At 57.4% G+C, this 19,976-nt stretch carries 16 protein-coding genes; 2 read left to right on the top strand and 14 right to left on the bottom strand.

Features of this window, described 5'->3' with window-relative positions; all coding sequences use genetic code 11:
* Positions 1-62: 62 nt before the first annotated feature.
* From icd to PCAR_RS06070, 13 genes are all read right to left on the bottom strand, one after another.
* Complete coding sequence (gene icd, locus PCAR_RS06015; protein WP_011340756.1) at positions 63-1,460, bottom strand: NADP-dependent isocitrate dehydrogenase; 1,398 nt, start codon at positions 1,458-1,460, stop codon at positions 63-65.
* Between the two features lie 144 nt (positions 1,461-1,604).
* Positions 1,605-2,336 (bottom strand): LysM peptidoglycan-binding domain-containing protein, encoded by a 732-nt coding sequence (locus PCAR_RS17720; RefSeq protein WP_011340757.1) that lies wholly within the window; start codon positions 2,334-2,336, stop codon positions 1,605-1,607.
* A gap of 79 nt (positions 2,337-2,415) precedes the next feature.
* Positions 2,416-4,206: an aspartate--tRNA ligase gene (gene aspS / locus PCAR_RS06025; RefSeq protein ID WP_011340758.1), complete on the bottom strand. Its 1,791-nt coding sequence runs from the start codon at positions 4,204-4,206 to the stop codon at positions 2,416-2,418.
* A 139-nt stretch (positions 4,207-4,345) separates the two neighbouring features.
* On the bottom strand, positions 4,346-5,581 hold the full coding sequence (gene hisS / locus PCAR_RS06030; RefSeq protein WP_052643327.1) for a histidine--tRNA ligase: 1,236 nt from the start codon (positions 5,579-5,581) through the stop codon (positions 4,346-4,348).
* 183 nt (positions 5,582-5,764) lie between these two features.
* Complete coding sequence (locus PCAR_RS06035) at positions 5,765-7,162, bottom strand: GGDEF domain-containing response regulator (protein ID WP_011340760.1); 1,398 nt, start codon at positions 7,160-7,162, stop codon at positions 5,765-5,767.
* Between the two features lie 55 nt (positions 7,163-7,217).
* The gene (locus PCAR_RS06040) at positions 7,218-9,554 is read right to left on the bottom strand and encodes a DNA internalization-related competence protein ComEC/Rec2 (RefSeq protein WP_158447408.1); all 2,337 of its coding nucleotides are present in this window, start codon (positions 9,552-9,554) and stop codon (positions 7,218-7,220) included.
* Positions 9,555-9,711: 157 nt separating this feature from the next.
* The gene (locus tag PCAR_RS18780) at positions 9,712-9,861 is read right to left on the bottom strand and encodes a hypothetical protein (RefSeq protein WP_011340762.1); all 150 of its coding nucleotides are present in this window, start codon (positions 9,859-9,861) and stop codon (positions 9,712-9,714) included.
* A gap of 157 nt (positions 9,862-10,018) precedes the next feature.
* On the bottom strand, positions 10,019-10,918 hold the full coding sequence (locus tag PCAR_RS06045; RefSeq protein WP_011340763.1) for an HDOD domain-containing protein: 900 nt from the start codon (positions 10,916-10,918) through the stop codon (positions 10,019-10,021).
* Between the two features lie 115 nt (positions 10,919-11,033).
* Positions 11,034-12,131, bottom strand: a complete 1,098-nt coding sequence (gene rodA / locus PCAR_RS06050) for a rod shape-determining protein RodA (protein ID WP_011340764.1) — start codon at positions 12,129-12,131, stop codon at positions 11,034-11,036.
* A 7-nt stretch (positions 12,132-12,138) separates the two neighbouring features.
* On the bottom strand, positions 12,139-13,998 hold the full coding sequence (gene mrdA / locus PCAR_RS06055) for a penicillin-binding protein 2 (RefSeq protein WP_011340765.1): 1,860 nt from the start codon (positions 13,996-13,998) through the stop codon (positions 12,139-12,141).
* Positions 13,995-14,501, bottom strand: a complete 507-nt coding sequence (gene mreD / locus PCAR_RS06060; protein WP_011340766.1) for a rod shape-determining protein MreD — start codon at positions 14,499-14,501, stop codon at positions 13,995-13,997. The genes mrdA and mreD overlap by 4 nt, the downstream gene beginning before the upstream one ends.
* Entirely contained in the window at positions 14,498-15,316 is an 819-nt protein-coding gene (gene mreC, locus PCAR_RS06065) for a rod shape-determining protein MreC (protein ID WP_011340767.1), read from the bottom strand. The genes mreD and mreC overlap by 4 nt, the downstream gene beginning before the upstream one ends.
* Before the next feature lie 83 nt (positions 15,317-15,399).
* Entirely contained in the window at positions 15,400-16,443 is a 1,044-nt protein-coding gene (locus PCAR_RS06070) for a rod shape-determining protein (protein WP_011340768.1), read from the bottom strand.
* A gap of 201 nt (positions 16,444-16,644) precedes the next feature.
* Between PCAR_RS06070 and PCAR_RS06075 the strand changes: the two genes are divergently transcribed.
* Positions 16,645-18,594, top strand: coding sequence for a SurA N-terminal domain-containing protein (locus PCAR_RS06075; protein ID WP_011340769.1), 1,950 nt, complete (start codon positions 16,645-16,647; stop codon positions 18,592-18,594).
* Positions 18,591-19,481 carry a phosphoribosylaminoimidazolesuccinocarboxamide synthase gene (locus PCAR_RS06080; protein ID WP_011340770.1) on the top strand — a complete coding sequence of 297 codons (891 nt, stop codon included), beginning with the start codon at positions 18,591-18,593 and terminating at the stop codon, positions 19,479-19,481. Before PCAR_RS06075 ends, PCAR_RS06080 begins: the two co-directional genes overlap by 4 nt.
* Before the next feature lie 74 nt (positions 19,482-19,555).
* Here PCAR_RS06080 and PCAR_RS06085 read toward each other — a convergent pair whose 3' ends face one another.
* Positions 19,556-19,855 carry a hypothetical protein gene (locus PCAR_RS06085; protein ID WP_011340771.1) on the bottom strand — a complete coding sequence of 100 codons (300 nt, stop codon included), beginning with the start codon at positions 19,853-19,855 and terminating at the stop codon, positions 19,556-19,558.
* Between the last annotated feature and the right edge of the window lie 121 nt (positions 19,856-19,976).

Consider the following 19,976-nt stretch of genomic DNA (forward strand, 5'->3'; position numbering starts at 1 on the left):
ATTTTCCCTCCAGAAAAAGCCGGCGTGCCAGGAAGGTCTGCACGCCGGACCATTGAACGAATTTAAACCATATTATCAATAAGGGCACTGCCGAACTCCGAACATTTCAGCAGTGTGGCGCCGTCCATGAGGCGCTCAAAGTCGTAGGTGACGCGCTTTTGGCCGATGGTTTTCTCCATGGCTCGAACAATCAGCTCGGCGGCCTCTTGCCAGCCGAGGTGTTGCAGCATCAAAACGCCGGACAGAATGACGGATCCGGGGTTGACCTTGTCCAGGTTGGCGTATTTGGGGGCCGTGCCGTGGGTGGCTTCGAAGATGGCATGCCCCGTCTGGTAGTTGATATTGGCCCCTGGCGCGATGCCGATCCCGCCGACCTGTGCGGCCAGCGCATCGGACAGGTAGTCGCCGTTGAGATTCATGGTGGCGATGACATCGAATTCGCTGGCCCGGGTTAAAACCTGTTGCAGGGCAATATCGGCAATGGCGTCCTTTATCATGATCTTCTCCCGCCACTGTCCGTTGCCATGGGTCGGCAGCAGGGTGGCAAGGGTGGCGGCTACTTCCTGACGAATTTCCGCTTGCTGTTCGGGGGTCATCATGGCGTAGCCGGGGTCGATCATGCGGGCGATTTCCTCATCGCCCAGCTCGGGATGATCGTCCTTGTTGGCGAGAATCCAACTCTCGCGGGCGGTTACGATCTGCTCACGGAATTCCCGGGCGGCAAGCTCGTAGCCCCACTGTTTGAAGGCCCCCTCGGTGAATTTCATGATGTTCCCCTTGTGGACCAGGGTCACGGAATGGCGATGGTGATCGATGGCGTACTGGATCGCGGCCCGAATCAGCCGTTCGGTGCGCGGGCGGGAGATCGGTTTGATGCCGATGCCGGTCGCTTCGGAGTAGGGTATTTTGCCTATGCCCATCTGCTGCTGCAGGAAGTGGATGACTTTTTGCGCTTCGGCGCTGCCCGCCTGCCACTCGATGCCGGCGTAGATATCTTCGGTGTTTTCCCGGAAAATAACAATGTCGACGTCCTCGGGTTTTTTGACCGGCGAGGGTACCCCCTCAAAGTAGCGAACCGGTCGCAGGCAGACAAATAGATCGAGTTCCTGACGCAAAGCCACGTTCAAGGAGCGTATGCCGCCCCCTACAGGGGTGGTCAGCGGACCTTTGATGCCGACCAGGAAATCGTTGAAAGCTTGCAGGGTTTCGTCCGGAAGCCACCCGAGCTGCATGTTGAAGGCTTTTTCCCCGGCGTAGACCTCCATCCAGCTGATGCGGCGTTTGCCCTTGTAGGCTTTTTCCACAGCCGCATCAAAAACCCGCACGGCGGCCTGCCATATATCGGGACCGGTGCCGTCACCTTCGATAAAGGGAACAATGGGGTGGTCGGGAACGTGTAGCCGCCCGTTTTTGAGGGTGATTTTTTCGCCTTGAGGAACTTTGAGATGTTGGTAAGTCATGGCAAATTCCTTTTAATGGGAATGACGTCCCTCGGGGACGGTTGTCAGTGTATACGGTTTCCTCAGTCTACAGAAGGGGCAAACCCTGTCAAGGGGGTTCTTCAGCCGGCGGCCAGCCCCTGTTGCGTGATGATGCGGCGCCGGTTAATTCGAAGGTGCGTTATTGGGTGCGGCAGGCTTATGTCCGGAGGTATCCTTTGCGGGGGATTCCGAACCAACGGGGAAAATCTCTGACCTGAGAGCTTTTTCACGGGCCGTGGCCTTTTCCTCTTCGGTCAGTTTGCGTGGAATGCTCAAAGACTGTCCTGGATAAACCTGCCTGGGATCGCGTATCTGGTCGCGGTTGGCCTGGTAGAGTAATGGCCAGAGCAGAGGATCGCCGTAGATTTCCCGCTGCGAGGCAATCGTCCACAGGGTTTCACCGGCTCCGACGCGATAAACCGTCAGGATCGGACGGGGTTTTGGCTTGGGTGGCGAAACGGGACGGGTGGTAATTGCTTTACGCGTTTGCGGGGTTGGCTGACGAACCGGTTCGTGGGGCAGCTGCGCGGTTCGCAGAAGTTCCTGCGAGCGGATTTTCTGTAATTCCCTGTCTGCCTGCTCCCGTTGCGCCTGCAAAATCGCACGGCGGGCGTGGGCCTCGGCAAAAGGCAGGATCTCTCTGGCGAGTTTGTATTTCTTTTTGTCGACCAGAGCTTCGCCGTCACGCAGGGCATCTTGAGCTGCCTGATATTCGTTGGGTGCCAGTACGGCGGCTTCCGCCGCCAGGGCTTCGTCCAGCGCGGTGCGGGCCGATTGCAACTCCTGTAGCGGGGGGGCGACACACCCCCCCGCCATCATAAGCAGAGTCAGCAAAAGTAAAACAAGTCTTGCCATAGTCCACTTTCGTCGTCTTTGCAATCACCGAAGGATTACGTTAAGGCGATCGAGGCCCGAAAAACCCGGGCCGCAGCGGCTAATTGTTTCGGACCGCGCGCCGGATGGAGAGTTCCCGCAACTGTTTGTCGTCGACAGCACCAGGCGCTTCCGATAACAGGCAGGTGGCTTTCTGGGTTTTGGGGAAGGCGATAACGTCACGTATGGAATCGGATCCGGTCAGGATCATCATCAAACGGTCGAGTCCGAAGGCAATGCCACCGTGAGGGGGCGCTCCGTAGCTCAGGGCGCCGAGCAGGAATCCGAATTTTTCCTCGGCTTCCTCGGCCGTGATGCCCATCAGGGAGAACATCTTGTTCTGTATCTCGCGGTTATGGATACGGATACTGCCACCGCCGATTTCGGAGCCGTTCAACACCAGGTCGTAGGCTTTGGCGCGAGCGCTGCCGGGATCGCCGTCGAGGAGCGCAATGTCTTCATCGAGAGGTGCCGTGAAGGGATGATGCACCGCCACGTGACGCCGGGCCTCACCGTCCCACTCCAACAGGGGAAAGTCGGTGACCCAGGCAAACCGGAAGTCGTCCTTGCGCGCCAATCCCAGTTTTTGTCCGAGATGACCGCGCAGGCGGCCGAGGGATTCGTTGGCAACCTTGAAGGTGTCGGCGGCAAACAGCAGCAAGTCGCCGGGCTCGGAGCCGGCCGCTTCGTCGATGAGGGCGATTTCCTTTTCCGTGAAAAATTTAGCGATGGGCGACTGCCAGGAACCGTCTTCCTGTATTTTAACGTAAGCCAGCCCTTTGGCACCGTAAATTTTTACGAAATCGGTCAAATCGTCGATTTCCTTGCGGGAGAAGGACGCGCATTGTTTGGCGTTGAGCAGTTTGACGATGCCGCCTTTTTTCACCGCGTCGGCAAAGACTTTGAAACCGCAGTCCTTGGCGATGTTGGAAATTTCCACCAGCTCCAGATCGAATCGCATATCCGGGTTGTCGACACCGAAGCGGGCCATGGACTCGGTGTAGGTTATGCGCGGCATGGGCAGCGAAAGCTCGATGCCGAGGATTTGCTGAAACACGGTGGCGATCATCGCCTCCATGATATCCATGATGTCCTGGCGGTCTACAAAACTCAATTCGCAGTCGATCTGGGTGAATTCGGGCTGGCGATCGGCGCGCAGGTCTTCGTCCCGGAAACATTTGACGATCTGGTAGTAACGATCGAAGCCGGACACCATGAGCAACTGTTTGAACAGCTGCGGCGATTGCGGCAGAGCGTAAAACATGCCGGGGTTGACGCGGCTCGGCACCAGATAGTCACGCGCCCCTTCCGGGGTGCTTTTGGTCAGGACAGGCGTTTCGACTTCTATGAAGCCCGTATCGTTGAGGTAGTTGCGCACGATCTGAGCGACTTTGTGGCGCAGCACCAGGTTGGATTGCAAAGCCGGGCGCCGCAGGTCGAGGTAGCGGTGCTTGAGACGGATGTTTTCCGCGACATCGACATTGTCCTCGATTAAAAACGGCGGCGTCTCCGCACCGTTGAGCATGCGCAGTTCCTTGACCTCGACTTCAACCTCGCCGGTGGCCATTTTAGGATTGACTGTGCCCTCGGGGCGCGCGGAAACGATGCCCCGCACGGCGACCACGTATTCGTTCCGGACCCGCTCGGCCTTGGCGTGCGCCTCAGGGTCGCGGTCAGGGTCGAGGGCCAGCTGGGCGATACCCTGGCGATCGCGCAGATCGATGAAAATCAGGCCACCGTGGTCGCGACGCCGCTGGACCCAGCCCATAAGACACACTTCTTTGCCGGTGTCGGCGGCGGTAATGCTGCCGCAGAAATGGCTTCTTTTCCAATCACCCAGAATATCGATCAAGTTCGGCTCCTTGCTGATGCAGATAATAATTCAAGAAGGCGGCACATTCGTTGGAATCCTGCCGTAAAAGCGAATTGCAAATTATACGGGCTGCCGCCGAAGATCGTCAAGCAGTTAAACGCGATGCTGCGCGGCGCGGCTAGTTTCCTCGTGTCTTTTCCAGCAGGGCCTGCTCTATGCCCTCCAGGGCGATGGGTTCCTGGCTGCCATTGTCCATGTCGCGAAGCTGGGCCTGGCCCGAGGCCAGTTCTTCCTCGCCGAGCATGAGCACATAGCGGGCATTCAGCTTGCCGGCCCGGCGCATCTGGGCCTTAAGGCTTTTGCCTGTAAAGGCCATCTCCGCGCGCAGGTCGAGTCGCTGCAGGCGATACATGAGGGCAAACGCCTTTTGGCCGGCGGCTTCGCCCAGGGCGGCCAGAAATACGTCGGGTCTGGGCGGCTGAACCTGCTGTTCCCCCTTCATCAGCACCAGCCGTTCAACGCCCATGGCAAATCCGATGCCGGGCAGAGCGGGGCCGCCCAGTTCCTTGATGAGGCCGTCGTAACGACCGCCGGCCGCTACGGCGTTCTGGGAGCCGAGTTGATTGGTGACCATTTCGAAGGTGGTTTTGGTGTAGTAATCCAGGCCGCGAACCATGCGTGCGTTGATGGTGTAGTCGATCTGGAGTTCCTGCAGGTGTTGCCGGACCTGGGCGAAGTGGTCATTGCAACCGCTGCAAAGCAGGTCCAGAACCGAAGGCGCATCCTTGGTGGCTTCCTGGCAGGCTGGCACCTTGCAATCCAGCACCCGCAAAGGATTGGTCTGATAGCGTCGCTGGCAGTCCGCACACAGCTTGTCCAGGCGGCTTTCCAGGTAGCCGGTAAGAGCCTGGCGGTATTGGGGGCGGCATTCCTGGCAGCCCAGGGAGTTGACATGAAGTTCCACGTTGTCGATGCCCACGGCATCGAAATAGTGGCACAGCATGGCCAGAACCTGGGCGTCCATCATGGGATCGTCGACACCGATGGCTTCGGCGCCGATTTGATGGAACTGCCGGTAACGACCTTTTTGCGGGCGTTCGTAGCGGAACATGGGGCCCATGTAATACAGTTTGGATACGGGATCCAGGGCATGCAATTTATGCTCGATGAAAGAACGCATGACCGGTGCCGTTCCTTCGGGACGCAGGGTCAGGGAATTGCTGCTGCGATCATCGAAGGTATACATTTCCTTTTCCACGATATCGGTGGTTTCGCCGATGGAACGGCAGAACAGCTCGGTTTTTTCGACGACGGGAACGCGGATTTCGGCAAACCCGTACAATTTAAAAATGCGGTGTGCCTCACGTTCCAGAAACTGCCAGGTTTCAACGTCGCTCGGGAGAATGTCGTTCATTCCCTTAATGCCTGATATGCTCACAATAGATCCCTTCTTTCATGGTGTCATGGCCGCTGCGGCAAATGGTTGATCCCGGAGGTCAGGGTGCTGCCGAGGGCAATAGAAGGCCCGCTGGCGCAATGGCTAGCGGGCGATATTTATAATGCTTTCGGGTTGAAACTTCCGCTTGCGGCGGAGCGGTTATGCGTCGTCCGCCGGCTCGTCTTTCATCTCCGCCAGTTGCCAGGCGCCGCGTACCGCGTTACGGCATTGCTTGCCGGCATACATGGCCTTGTCGGCCAGGTGGATAATCTCCTGCTTGGTGCCGGCATCGGTTGGATAGGTCGCATATCCGACAGTGGCTGTGATTTTCGCAGGGTTGTCGCTGGTCGGGAAAAATACATGTTCCTGAATGGAGCGGCGGATACGTTCGGCGACCACGGCGGCGCCTTCGCAGCCGGTTTCCACCAGAAAGCCGGTGAACTCATCGCCGCCGTAGCGGAACAGGACATCCGAGTCCCGGACACATTGACGCAAAAGTTCCGCGACGTCCTTGAGGGCTTGGCTGCCGGCCAGGTGTCCGCGGGTATCGTTGATCTGCTTGAAAAAATCAAGGTCGATGAAGACCAGGGAAAATTCCAGTCCGTAACGCTCGGCGCGCAGAATTTCCTGCTCCAGGATCATCTGCAGGTATCGATAGTTGTGCAATCCGGTCAAATCATCGATGAAGATCAGATCCCGGGCGCTTTTAAAACGGCAGGCATTTTCGAATCCCAGGGCCGTCTGCTCCAACAGGTAACACAGGTTCTCGCGGGGCAGGTCGGAGTCAAAGTCTTTTTCCAGCGGATTGCATAATACCATGGCGCCGTGCAGGCCGTAGGGCGAGCGCAAGGGGAAAATGCCGATGGTATGTAACCCCTCGGGAAGTTGCGGGGCCTCCGGCAGCTCCGTCCGGGTCAATATGCGCAGTTCGGTGCCGTTGGTGAGATGATCCTGCAAGGCATCCATGAGGGCCATCGCTTCGGTTTCCTGCAGATCTTTGGTGCTCGCCAGTTGCGAAATCTGACCATCGTTGATCAGGCAGGCCAGGCCGCGCCCCCCGCCGGCTTCCTGCAGAACGGCGGCAAGCGCTTCGGTGAATAATTGATCGAGGTCGAACTGGGCCGCCAGGTGTTGCCCGCGTTGGTGCAGCTGGATTTGAGCTTTGAGGACAAAGTTTTCGTCGAGCAGATGGCGTTGTTCGAGGCAGGTGTGGACGACATGCAGCAGTTCCGTCGGATCGAAAGGTTTGATGAGGTAATCGCGCGCCCCATTTTTAAGTGCCTGAATGGCCGATTCGACGGAGGCGTGTCCCGTGACCAGAACAACATCCGGGGGGTTGCGGAGTTTGCGGCAGTGATCGAGTATACCCATCCCGCTCATGCCAGGCATGACCAGATCTGCAAGCACGATATCGATATCACCTTGGGCAAGCCGGATGACGGCATCCTCGCCTGACGAGGCAGTCTCCACCTGATAACCATTTTCGCTGAGGAGGTTGGCGTAAAGACGGCGAAAAAAAAGCTCGTCATCTACAACCAGGATGGTTGAGGATTTCATCCGGATATTCTCCAAGTTAAATGATTGAATAAACTAACAAAGCCGTCTCGGGCTGTCAACGGAAAAGCCCGTTGTGCCAGGATCTTACGTGCCACCTGTCGTTTTTGAGGTCAAAGCTCAGGGTCCCGTGCAGGTCCGTTCGCCACAGGGGGAGTCGATACCTGTCGAGGCGATGCAGTGTTTGCCGGTGGGGAAAACCGAAGGGATTGTTATGGCCGAGGCTGGCGAAAACCACATGAGGGTGGAAGTGTTCGCACAGCCTGTCGACGGGGCTGGTACGGCTGCCGTGGTGGGGCAGCTTCAGGAGGGTCACGGGGCGAACTGCCGTGGCCCGCAATAAATGGGCGATTCCCGGGCCTTCGAGGTCGCCGGTCAAAAGTACGCCGTTGCGGCCGTAGCGGGCATAAAACACCATGGACCGATCATTGAGGTTGGCAGATGTCTGCGGGGGGACGAACAGGGATACTTCCGAATGATCGGAGGCCTCGACGGTTGTCCAGCCCGGTGAGAAGGTGCGCACCGGGATGTGCCGTTCCTGGAGTACTCGGCGCAAGGGCGGCCAGAGATCCTCACGGGGTATCGTGCTCCAGAAGGATTCCACCGGAAAGTGCTTGAGTATGTGAACCAGACCATCGCGATGGTCAGGATGGTCATGGCTCAGAATGACCGCGGTCAGTCTTTGGATGCCGAGACGCCCCAGTGCCGGTGCGACCAGGCGTTCGCCGGTATCGAAGCTGCTGCGGGGCATGCCGCCGCCGTCTATCAGGTAGTGCCGCCCCGCCTTGTCCGATACCAGCAAGGCATCTCCCTGCCCGACGCTGAACGCGGTTACCCGCAGTTGTTCCGGGTGTGGCGCCGGCCACAGTCCCAGGGCTAACGCTAAGGTGAGCAGCAACAGGGCGTGCCACTTGCGCCAGGGCAGCAACAGGATCACGACCATCAGGCTTATAAGTAGCAGCGAGGATCCGGGCAGATAAAGCTGGCGCGGGCCCAGAGCCGGGATGTTGAGCAGTGGCTCGGAGGCACCCAAAATCCAGGCGGTAACCATTCCCATGCCTCGAAAACAGCCTGCAGCCCCTGTCGGCCAGACCGGTGTCAATATCAGGCCGAGCAGCCCGGCGGGAATGATCAATCCCGCGAACAGCGGTCCGGCCCACAGGTTGACCAGCAGGCCCGCGGGCGCCACCAGGTGGAAGTGCCAGAGCACAAAGGGGGTGGTCGTTATGGTTGCCGCCGGGGTGACCATGCCTATCTGCGCTACTCGGCGCCAGCGCATGGACATGTCCGGGAGCATGCGGCTCCAGCGGGGCAGGAAAATCAGGATGCCGAATACCCCGGCGAAAGACAGCTGGAAGGACGGCATGAACAAAGCCATGGGGGTTGCAACCAGAATGACACAGGCAATCGCCAGTGCCGTATGGGTCGGTCGGCAGCAACGTCGGGTGCATAGCAGTGCGGCCACGACTCCCATGGCGAGCCATGCACGTATGGCTGGCAGAGCCTGGCCGGTCAGTTGCAGGTAGCACCATAACGGCAGCAGTAGCAGGCAGGGCAGCAAACGACGGGGCGGCAGCAAAAGCAGAAGTCCTTCGCTGCGGCGCACGATGGCCTGCAGGAGTATGTAGCCGAAGGTGGCGACCAGTCCGAAATGAAAGCCGGAAATCGAGAACAGATGGGTTAACCCGAGATGCGCCAGACGCTGGCGCTGCGGTCGGGGCAGGGCGTCTTTGTCGCCGATGACCAAAGCCCGTGTCAGCGCTGCCTGGTTCCGGTCCGGAACGGAGCGGTCGATAAGATCTCCCACGGAGTTGCGCAGGCGGCTCAGCGTATTCAATTCGGCTCGTTTCAGCAGAGCGATACTCTCATCGTCAGGTATGAAGGCGGTAAACTGTATATCTTTAGCCGCGAGATAACGCGGGTAGTCGTATTCTCCAGGCGTTCCGAACCGACGCGGAATGCGCAGACGGGTGCGCACGGCGATCTCGTCACCCGGGCGGAAGCGACGAGCCGATTTTTCGATGGTCAGGCGTACGCCGCCTGCCGCCGTCGCAGGATGCTGTTTTTGTAAAACATGGTGGAGGCGGAGATCGAGCTGTTTGCGGTTGTTCGGGGTCGTTTTTACCTGTTGAATGCGGCCGTAAATCGTTTGAAACGAGTTTTTGGGGAGGGATCGCGGGAAGTCTGTTTCAGAGGCAAACCGGAGCTGGGTATGGCAGAGGCAGTAACCGCACGCCATGATAAAGAGCATAAGTAGTAAAATCCCGGTCCTGGTGTGGCGTGTCGGGAACCATGCCATGGCCAGTATCAACGGTACGACCGGGTGCCAGAGTGGCGGAGGTATGGCCTGGGCCGCCAATACACCGGTTACATAGGCTGCCGCAAGAACCGGCATGTTTAAAACGTTGAGGTTCATTATGGAGGGTGGACGGCATCGAAGCCGGATCGGGGCGGCATGAACTGCATGGCAGCGGTTGCAATAAAAGCGGACTGCCTTGTCTTGAACGATTAATCGCAAGATTAGCAATTCTTACTTTTGCTGGCAAGTCTTTTCACCTCATGCGGGATTTGTCAAAGACGCGGGCATCCGGCGCTTGACGATCATCCAAGGGGCGGGATGCGGTTTTAGAGGGATGGGGTGCCGGGGTCGGCGGGAAAAACCCGGCATACAGAAAACCGATCAGCAGCAGCAACTCGAACATGGACACCTCCTTTTGTGGTGTGTTCAGTTTGCTGCATGGGTGTGACGTAATATGTCGCAACCGGATCTGAAAGGTATGTTGGTTGGGGGGGGGCGCAGACTGTGTTTGTGCTATTTTATGGGCAAAGGCACCGGGGAAACCGGTGCCTTTGCGCGGTTTATCCCATGAAAGACGCGCAGGTCTGGGTGACGGCCTCGGGGATATCGTGCAGAATGTCGTCGATATCTTCTTCCGTCAGGGCCAGGCGTTCCGTTGCCGGGTCATGATACACATCGAGTTCTTCCTGAGGGGTGCGCTGACCGAAGCCGAGGCGCAGGCAGACGAGGCCTCCAAGGTGTACCAGCGAAGCCAGGACACTGGCCTGTTCGCCGATTTTTTCGGGCGAAACGGCATCGTTGTGAAAAAGGGTGCTGGCCACCAGTTGGGGTGCCAGGTGCCAATGGTGAAGCATGGCTGCGCCGATGGCGGCATGACTGTAGGGGAAGAATTTGCGCTCCAGAGTCGTGAGGTTGTCTTCCCCGTTGTAGACGGCCTGCACCAGTTCCGAATACTTTTCGCTGTCGAGATTGTTCATGGCGATTTTGCCGATATGCCGCAGCAGCCCCCCCAAAAAGGCTTCTTCGGGGTCGCAACAACGGGTTTTTCTGGCAATTTCACGCGCACACAAGGCGCAGCCGATGGCATCTTCCAATAAGAGTTTTTCGATTAGTCCGAAGCGTTTGTTCATGTTTTTGACACCGGCTGTCAAAACCAGACTCTTTATGGTGGCCAAACCCAAAACGGCAATGGCGCCTTCGAGATTGTTGATCTGGCGCTGAAAACTGTAGTAGGAGCTGTTGGCAACTTTCAGAACGCTGGCCGCCACCACGGGATCTCGGGAGATGACCTGAGCCACGCTTTTAGCGCTCCAGTCAGGATCTTCGATGGTAAGGAGAAAGTCGTTGACAATATCGGTCATGGCCGGCAGATCCTGAACCGCTGCCAGTGCACAGGCCAGTTCCGGATCGGAGTCAGCCCACTCCGTAAAGGTTTCGGGGGTAAGTTGCGTCGCACTCATGGTTTTATCCTTTATGGGATGAGGCCGGGTTATCGTATGCGCAGATAAGGCTAAGGGGCATCATTGCCTGCGCCAACGGTTTTGAGGGCGTTCGGCGGGTCGTGCGCGACCCCGCTTAAAACTTGAACCGTCGCATGCTGACATTGAGCAACAGCCCCACGCCCGTCATAGTCGTAATCATACTGGTGCCGCCGTAGGAAAAAAGCGGCAGCGGGACACCGACGACCGGCAGCAGGCCGATAACCATGCCGAGGTTGATGACGATATGAAAAAACAGCATGGCACTAACACCAAAAGCCAGAAACATGCCAAATCGCGTTGATGCGTGGCGCGAAATGTTGAGTCCCCAGATTACCAGCAGCAGCAACAGCGCCAGTAAAGTCAGACATCCGATAAATCCCCATTCCTCCGCAAAAACGGAGAACGCAAAGTCGGTGTGGCGCTCAGGCAGAAAAGAGAGCTGGGACTGGGTGCCTTTCATGAAGCCCTTGCCCCAGAAGCCGCCGCTGCCGACGGCAATTTTCGATTGAATGATGTGGTAGCCCGATCCGAGAGGATCGGCTTCCGGATTCAGAAAGGTCAGAATTCTTTGTTTCTGGTAGCCGTGCAGCAAAAACCATCCGCCGGTGGCGGCACTGCCGGCCAGCAATCCCAGGCCCGTCAGGGTGGCCGGTCGAATCCCGGCGAATAAGGCCATGGAAGCACCGATCATCAGCACGATCATGGCGGTGCCGAGGTCGGGCTGTTTCATGATAAGCAGCGCGGGCATCGCCAACATGGTGAATGGGGCCCAGAGTTCCCGAAATGTATAACCCTGCGGCGAGTCCCGTCGACTGAAAAAGCAGGCCAGGGCGATGATGATGACGATTTTCATCAGTTCGCTGGGTTGCAGGTTGAAAAATTTGAGATCCAGCCAGCGTGTGGCGCCCATGGAGGTGCGACCGATGACGAGTACCAGCAGAAGCAGTGAAAGGTTGCCGGCGTAAAGGTAAAAGGCCAGATATTCGAGCCGGCGGTAGTCGATGGCGCAGATACTGACCGCAATAATCAGTCCGCCTCCCAGCCATGAAAGCTGCTTGAGGGAAAACGGCGCGGCCGGCGATGCCCACGATGAGGTGACGCTTATCAGGTTGAGGATACCGAGCCCGGCAATAATCAACACCAGCAACAAAAGTCCCCAGTCGAAGTGTGTGAGAAGACGACGGTCAAACATAATTGAGTCACTCGCTGGACAGGGTTTTATCCGAGGAAGGTTGTTTGTCCAACCCGAAATAGTGGGCGATAATGGTTTTGGCTATGGGAGCCGCAGCACTGCTGCCATGGCTGCCATGTTCCACCACCACGGCAACCGCGATCTCGGGATTGCGGGCCGGTGCATAGGCGGCGAACAGGGCATGGTCGCGAAACCGGTAGGGAATCAGCTTTTCGTCCTTGATGTCGTCGCGCAGTTTCACGACCTGGGCGGTCCCCGTTTTTCCCGCATAGGGCAACTCCTCAAGTCGACTCTTCCAGGCTGTGCCCCCCGGTTCGTTGACCACGGCTTCTAATCCCTTGCGTACCGCATTCAGATGCTGGGCGGATAAGTCGGCCCGGTGGAGAATTTCGGGCTCGGTTTGTTGTACGATCCCGCTTGTGAGGTTTTCAATGCTTTTCACGATATGCGGACGAAACACCGTGCCGCCATTGGCGACGGCAGCGGTCATGGTGGCCAGTTGCAGCGGCGTGGTCAGGATATACCCCTGCCCGATGGAGGCGTTCAGGGTCTCGCCGAGATACCAGCTGGTGCCGTAGCGAGCCTTTTTCCAGGCCCGGTCGGGTATCAGACCGCCTTTTTCCATGCCCACCTGGAACCCAAGGGCGCTGCCCAGGCCGAGTTCCCGCGCCATGGCGGCGATTCGGTCGATGCCGACGTTGAGGGCTACTTCATAGAACCAGACATCGCAGCTTTCTTTAAGCGCTTTGCGCAGGTCGGTCACACCGTGTCCGCGACGCTTCCAGCAGCGAAAGGTGTGATTGCCGACGGTGGTGGAGCCTTCGCAGTTTACACGGGTGTCAGGCCTGGCGGCCCCGGCTTTGAGGGCGGCCAGGGCGGTGACGATTTTAAAAATGGACCCCGGGGGATATTGTCCGCTGATGGCGCGGTTTTGCAGCGGTTTCAAGGGGTTGTTCTGCAAGGCGCGCCATTCCCTGGTGGTCAGACCGCGGGCGAATTGTGCCGGGTCGAAGGTCGGTTGACTGGTAATGGCGAGGATTTCCCCGGTGTGAACATCGAGCACCACGGCGGCCCCGGCCTGACCGTCAAAGGCTTTTTCCGCGACTTGCTGCAGGGAGGCCTGCAGGGTCAAGACGACCTGGTTGCCCGGTTGCGGATCCTGGGTTTTGAGAATCCGCATGGATTTGCCCTGGACATCGACTTCAACCCGTCGTTCGCCATTGATGCCGCACAACACATGTTCCAGCTTTTTTTCGATACCGGCTTTGCCCACCACATCGCCCGGACTGTATTCCTCGAATTCCGGCAGTTTCAGATCCTTTTCGGCAATTTCGCCAAGGTAGCCGAGGAAGTGAGGAGCCACGGCCCCCAGCGGAAAGGAGCGTACCGGGCGGGTTTCCATCAACACTCCGGGCAGATCGACGGTGTTTTCCATGATCTTTTCCAGGGTGTCGCGGTCGACATCCCAGGCCAGGGTGATCGGGCGGTAACGGGGCAGGCGCTTGCCGGCATTCCAGCGTTTGCGCAATTCTTCCCGGTCGATGGATAAAAAGCCGGCCAGCCGTTCCAGCAATAAAGAGGGATCGTCTACCTCCTGGCGCAACACCGCCACATCGAAGGCTGGCCGATTATCCGCCAGCAGTTTGCCGTCGCGATCGAAAATGCGTCCCCGCTGGGCAGTTATGGGGATGTAGCGCGTACGGTTTTTCTCCGACAGAGTACGATAGTGATCATTGCTGATGATCTGCAACTGCCAGAGGCGCAACAACAGCAGTAAAAAGATAATAGCGGCGATCAGGGACGCCAGTACATAACGTTTGCGGCTATGCGGCAGGGTCTGCCAGTCGCTTTCAAATTCTAGGTTCAAAACAGCCCCCCGGCCTGTTTTAAAAATCGGCGTCTATAGGGTTTCAGCCAGGTCGTGATTTGCAGGAACAGCAGGGCGGCCAGCAAATTAACCAGGATTTGTCCGGGGATACCGGTGAGGATCTGGCGCCAGTAGGTGCCGTGCTCGGCAAGAAAACCCAGGGTGAAAACCAATATCAGGGACTGCAACAGGCTGCTGACGAAAACCAGAAACAGCAACAGTATCGGGCTTTCGCTGTTCAGGTGGCCGGAGATGCTTCGAAGGATCAGATACAGCAGCAGGTAGACCAGCCCGTAAAGGCCCAGGGAAAAGCCCGAGACGCTGTCCTGTAAACAGCCCAGCAGCCAGGAGGCAGATCCACCGAGAATGACTTTTTCTTTTAAACCGAGGGTCAATACCAGTAACAGCAGCAGGTCCGGTTTGCTGGCCATGGTTTGGGGAATCAGGGTCTCGATCACAGCCAGTATCAGCCCGAGAATCAGGTAGCAGGTCAGGGTTTTCATGGGACGGTGTCCAGCATGACGAGAACTTCTTCCAGCCGGGAGAAGTTGACGGCGGGGGTCACTGTGACCGTTTGGAACAGGTCCAGATCGTTTGTCTGGGTATGGCTGACGGTTCCCACGGGCAGTCCCTTGGGGAAAATGCCGCCATTGCCCGATGTGATGATGGTGTCTCCGGTAGCGATATCTTCACGCAGCAGAGCGAAGTCGAGGGTCAACGATTGGCCGCGCCCCCGGCAAATGCCCCGGGCTCGACTGCGTTGCACCAGCACGGCCATGGCCGAGGATGCGTCGGTTGCGAGCAGTACCCGCGACTGCCGGGCGGAGCAGCGGATAATGCGTCCCACCACCCCTTCGGGGACGACGACAGGCAACCCCTCGTGTAATCCGTCTTCCGTCCCCCGGTCGATGATGAGGGTTTGGAAAAGACTGGTGGCATCTTCGGCGATGACGCGGGCTGGCAGAGTCGGAATGGTCAGCCTTTCACGCAGCGACAGCAAGGCGCTGAGGCGCTGGTTTTCAAGTTGAAATTCCCGCACCAGATCGAGTTGCCCCTGCAGGCGACGGTTTTCTTCAAGCAGCCGGTCGTTTTGCCGTTGCGTATCGATGAGCCACAGATAGTGCTGCCACAGCCCCGTAAGGGAGCGCATGCTCGTGCTGAAGCCGCGTTGAAGCGGGCTGGCCAGTTGCAGGATCGCCTTTTCGAAGAGGGTGGTTTGGGGTTGTTTGCGTAAACGTGAAGAATAGATCAGCAGGGCGGTCATGAGCAGGCAGATGACCAGCAGCGGGGTACGGTATTTTCTGAGCATTTCCAGCATGAAAAACCCTGTATCGCAATGCAAAAGAGGGCCGAGCGCCCTCTTTTGCCTGAAATGCTATGTCGCCCGTCGGGACAGGACTGTCAGGAGGTCACGGTAACGCGCCGTAACAGATCGAGTTCGTCCAGAACTTTGCCGGAGCCGAGAGCGACGCAGGACAGCGGATCTTCCGCGATCACCACCGGCAAGCCGGTTTCGTCGCGCAGCAGGGCATCGAGATTGCGCAGGTAGGCGCCGCCGCCGGCCAGAACGATACCCTTGTCGACGATATCGGCCGCCAGTTCCGGCGGAGTGCGCTCCAGGGCGATGCGCACCGCCTCGACGATGGCATTGACCGTTTCGGTCAGAGCCTCGCGAATCTCCTTGGAGTCGATCTCCAGGGTCTTGGGAATACCGGACACCAGATCGCGGCCTTTGATTTCCATGGTGCGCACTTCCTCGTCAGGGTAGGCGCCGCCGATCTCGATTTTGATCTGTTCGGCGGTGCGCTCACCGATGAGCATGTTATATTTGCGCTTGAGATGCTGCACGATGGCCTCGTCCAGTTTGTCGCCACCGACGCGCACGCTTTTGGCGTAGACGACCCCGGCCAGGGAAATAACCGCCACCTCGGTGGTGCCGCCGCCGATATCGACGATCATGTTGCCGGAGGCTTCGGTGATAGGCAGTCCGGCTCCGATGGCGGCTGCCATCGGTTCCTCGATGAGGTAGACCTCGCGCGCCCCGGCGGACTCCGCCGACTCCTTGACAGCGCGTTTTTCGACCTGCGTGATGCCGGAGGGTACGCAGATGACGATACGGGGTCTTACCAGCGTCTTGCGGTTGTGAACTTTGCGGATAAAATACCGCAGCATCTCTTCGGTAATATCGAAGTCGGCAATGACGCCGTCCTTCATGGGGCGGATGGCAACGATGCTGCCCGGCGTACGGCCGAGCATTTTTTTTGCTTCCATGCCGACCGCAAGGACTTTTTTCTGGCCCATGCTGTCTTTTTGCACCGCAACCACGGAAGGCTCGCTGACCACGATACCCTTGCCCTTGAGGTAGACCAGGGTGTTGGCGGTGCCCAGGTCAATCGCCAGGTCGTTTGAAAATAAACCGAAGATGGAGTCGACAAGGTTAAACATGATGGCGGGTTTCTCCTTTCGCCCGCTCCCGGTATGGGAACGGTCAGGCAGGTGCCTGAAAAAATGAGCTTCACACTAGCAAAAAGCCGATGTTATTTCAAGAGACAAAAGGAAAAATGAGTTGCAATTCCGGGGCCGATTGACTAACATTTCCTCTTATTTTTTCCTACCTGTAACTAACATGCAAAGGAGCCCGCCCATATGCTAGACCTGATTCGCAAAAAGCAGCGGTCAGTGCTTGTAAAAATCGTTTTCTGGACAATCATTGCCGCTTTTGTCGGAACCATTTTCCTGGTCTGGGGCAAAGGTAACAGCGGATCCGGCGGGGACGGCAGTGCAATTGCCCACGTCAACGGAGACGCTATCAGTTATCAGGATTTCCAGATAACCTACCAGAACATGCGCCAGGAGATGGAAAAGCGCTTCGGTCGCAGTCTGCCACCGGAGATTGAAAAACAGTTGCAGCTGAATACCCAGGCATACGAGCAGCTGGTAAACCGTCTGCTGTTGTTGCAGGAAGCCGACAATCGGGATATCGCGGTCGATAAAGACGAATTACGTCAGGCAATTGCCGATATTCCGGCTTTTCAGAAAGACGGTCAGTTCGATCGCAAGCGCTACCAGGAGGTGCTTGCTTATCAGCATCTGACCTCCAGGGCTTTTGAACGCAACATGCGCGAGCAGTTGCTGCTCGGCAAGGTGGTCGAGGCCATCAAGCAGGATGCCGAAGTCACCGATCAGGATATCGATCATGAATATCGCAACCGCAATGAAAAGATCGACCTGGCTTTTGTGAAATTGGCGCCGGGTCGTTATGAAAGCAAGGTGACGGTTACGGACGAAGCGCTGCAGGCATACTTTCAGGAAAACCGCGAGGACTTTCGGCAACCGGAAAAGATCGCCTTGCGTTTTGTGCGGTTCGATCCTGACAATGTTGCCAAAGACATTTCCGTCGATGATGCGGCCATTCAGGATTACTACGACAAGCACAAGGATCAGTATTGGGTGGAGGAACAGGTCAAAGCCTCTCATATCCTGTTTCGCATCACCGCCGGTCTGGATGAGGACGGTCGCCAGAAAAAGCGTGCCGCTGCCCAAAAAGTCCTGGAACAAGCGCGCGCCGGCAAGGATTTCGCCCAGCTGGCCCGTACCCATTCCGACGATGCCGGCAGCGCTATTAAAGGCGGTGCCCTGGGGTATTTCACCCATGGCAGCATGGTGCCCGATTTCGAAAACGTGGCGTTTGCCCTGAAACCCGGTCAAATCAGCGATCTGGTGGAAACGTCGATGGGCTACCATATCATTAAATGCGAAGGTCGTATCGAAGCCCAGACCAAGCCGCTGGACGATGTGCGGGACGATGTCCGTGCCAACCTGCGCAAGGAGTTGGCGCGGCAGGATGCGCTGGACAAGGCCATGATGGCGTATAGTGCCCATCGCCAGGATGGCGACATCGACGCTGCGGCCTCGGCCAATGGTCTGCAGGTTCGGGAAACAGGCCTTTTCAGTCGTGGCGAGGCCATCGACGGGTTGGGTTCCGACGACGAACTCAGCATGGCTGCATTTGCTCTTAAGGAAGGCGAACTGGCCCGTCCCATCGTGCGGGATCAGGGTGTCCTGACTTTTGTCGTCAAGGAACGCCACGCCAGCTATATTCCTGAACTGAAGGAGGCGCGCGCCGAGGTTGAGCGAGCCTACCGTCGCCAGGAAAGCGTCGGCTTGGCCCGACAGGCCGCTGAAGCTGTTCTGGCTGAACTGAAGGCCGGGAAGAAGCTGGCGGATGTAGCCCGCAAGGAAAAGGTGGAGATGGGCGAAACCGGTTTATTTCCCCGTTCTTACGGTAATTTCATTCCGCGCATCGGCAGTTCCGAGGCGCTGGCTACTGCGGGCTTTGCCCTGACCAAAGAGGCTCCGGTGGCCGATGAAGTTTATGTCATCGACGGCCGCTTCGTGGTAGCGACCCTGATGCATCGCATGGAAGCCGACCCGGCCAAATTGACCGATGCCGCCCGCGAACAGCTGCGGACCTCGGTGCTTACCAATAAGCGTGAAAAGTTGCTGACGGAGCTCGTTGAAAAGCTCAAGAGCGAAGCGAAGATCAAGGTCGAGCCGACCTTGCAAAATATTCTGGAAGGTGAAAAAACTCTATGATACCCATTGTTCTGCAGACCGATTTTCCCAATCTCAAGCTGGTTAACAAAGGCAAGGTTCGCGATATTTATGACCTTGGCGAACATCTGCTGATCGTCACCAGCGATCGCATTTCGGCTTTTGATGTGGTGATGAATGAAGGCATTCCTTACAAAGGGTTCGTATTGACCCAGATTTCCAAATTCTGGTTCGATGCTTTCTCCGATATCGTGCCCCATCATCTGGTGTCTACCGAGGTCGACGACTTCCCGGCGGAAACCCGACCTTACCGGGACCAGCTTGAGGGTCGCAGTATGCTGGTGCGCAAGGCCGAGCCTTTGCCCATCGAATGCATCGTACGCGGTTATCTGGCCGGATCGGGCTGGAAAGAGTATCGCCAGCAGGGTACCGTGTGCGGCATTGCCTTACCGCCCGGCATGGTCGAAAGCCAGAAGTTGCCCGAGCCTATATTCACCCCGTCGACCAAGGCCGAACTGGGGGCCCATGACGAAAATATCTCCTTCGAAAAGGCCACAGAACTCTGTGGCGGGGATATCGCGGCACAAGCTCGCGAGGTGGCGCTGACCATTTACGGCAGGGCACGGGACGAAATGGCGGCCAAGGGAATCATTGTTGCCGATACCAAATTTGAATTCGGACTGCGTGATGGCCGTCTGATGTGGATCGATGAGGCGTTGACCCCCGATTCTTCGCGTTTCTGGCCGCAGGATGAATACCGCCAGGGCGGGGCGCAGCCAAGTTTCGACAAACAGTTCCTGCGCGATTATCTGGAAACCCTGGATTGGAACAAGCAGGCACCTGCGCCAACTCTGCCCGACGATATCGTGCTTAAGACCTCGGAAAAATACCTTGAGGCCCTGTTTCGGATTACCGGTCTGAAACCCTGACCGGAACATACCATCTACCCATAACAAAGGCGCGCTCCGAAAAGAGCGCGCCTTTGTTTTTGGGGCAGGGGTTGTTATCCTTCCCAGAACAGGTAGTGAGGTGCTTCACACAGAAGTTCCAGACATTCTTCAAGCGTGCCGGTGAAGTCGAGACACCGCCAGCGATCCCTGTTAAGAAAGAAATCCATCTTCCAGCGTTCCGGGTGTGCTTCCGGCGTGAGACGGGCAAAATCCCCCCAACTGCAGACCAGATGGATTTGACCGCCGTTCCTGTAGGCTTTGTACTCGGCCAGAACCGGATCCTTGTTTAAAAGTTCCCGAATTATTTTTAAATGCTGATCCATCGATTCGTTGCCTGCGGTGTGACAAATCATGGTTATTCTAATGATTGTGCAGGGAAAATCGGTTTCGTCAAGTGTGCTGGGGGAAAAGGTTCAAGGTTCAAGCAAGGAGGGACGCGGCAAGCGGTTTGCGGGACGCGAAAATCCGGGTCCA

The organism is Syntrophotalea carbinolica DSM 2380 (assembly GCF_000012885.1).
Taxonomy (GTDB): domain Bacteria; phylum Desulfobacterota; class Desulfuromonadia; order Desulfuromonadales; family Syntrophotaleaceae; genus Syntrophotalea; species Syntrophotalea carbinolica.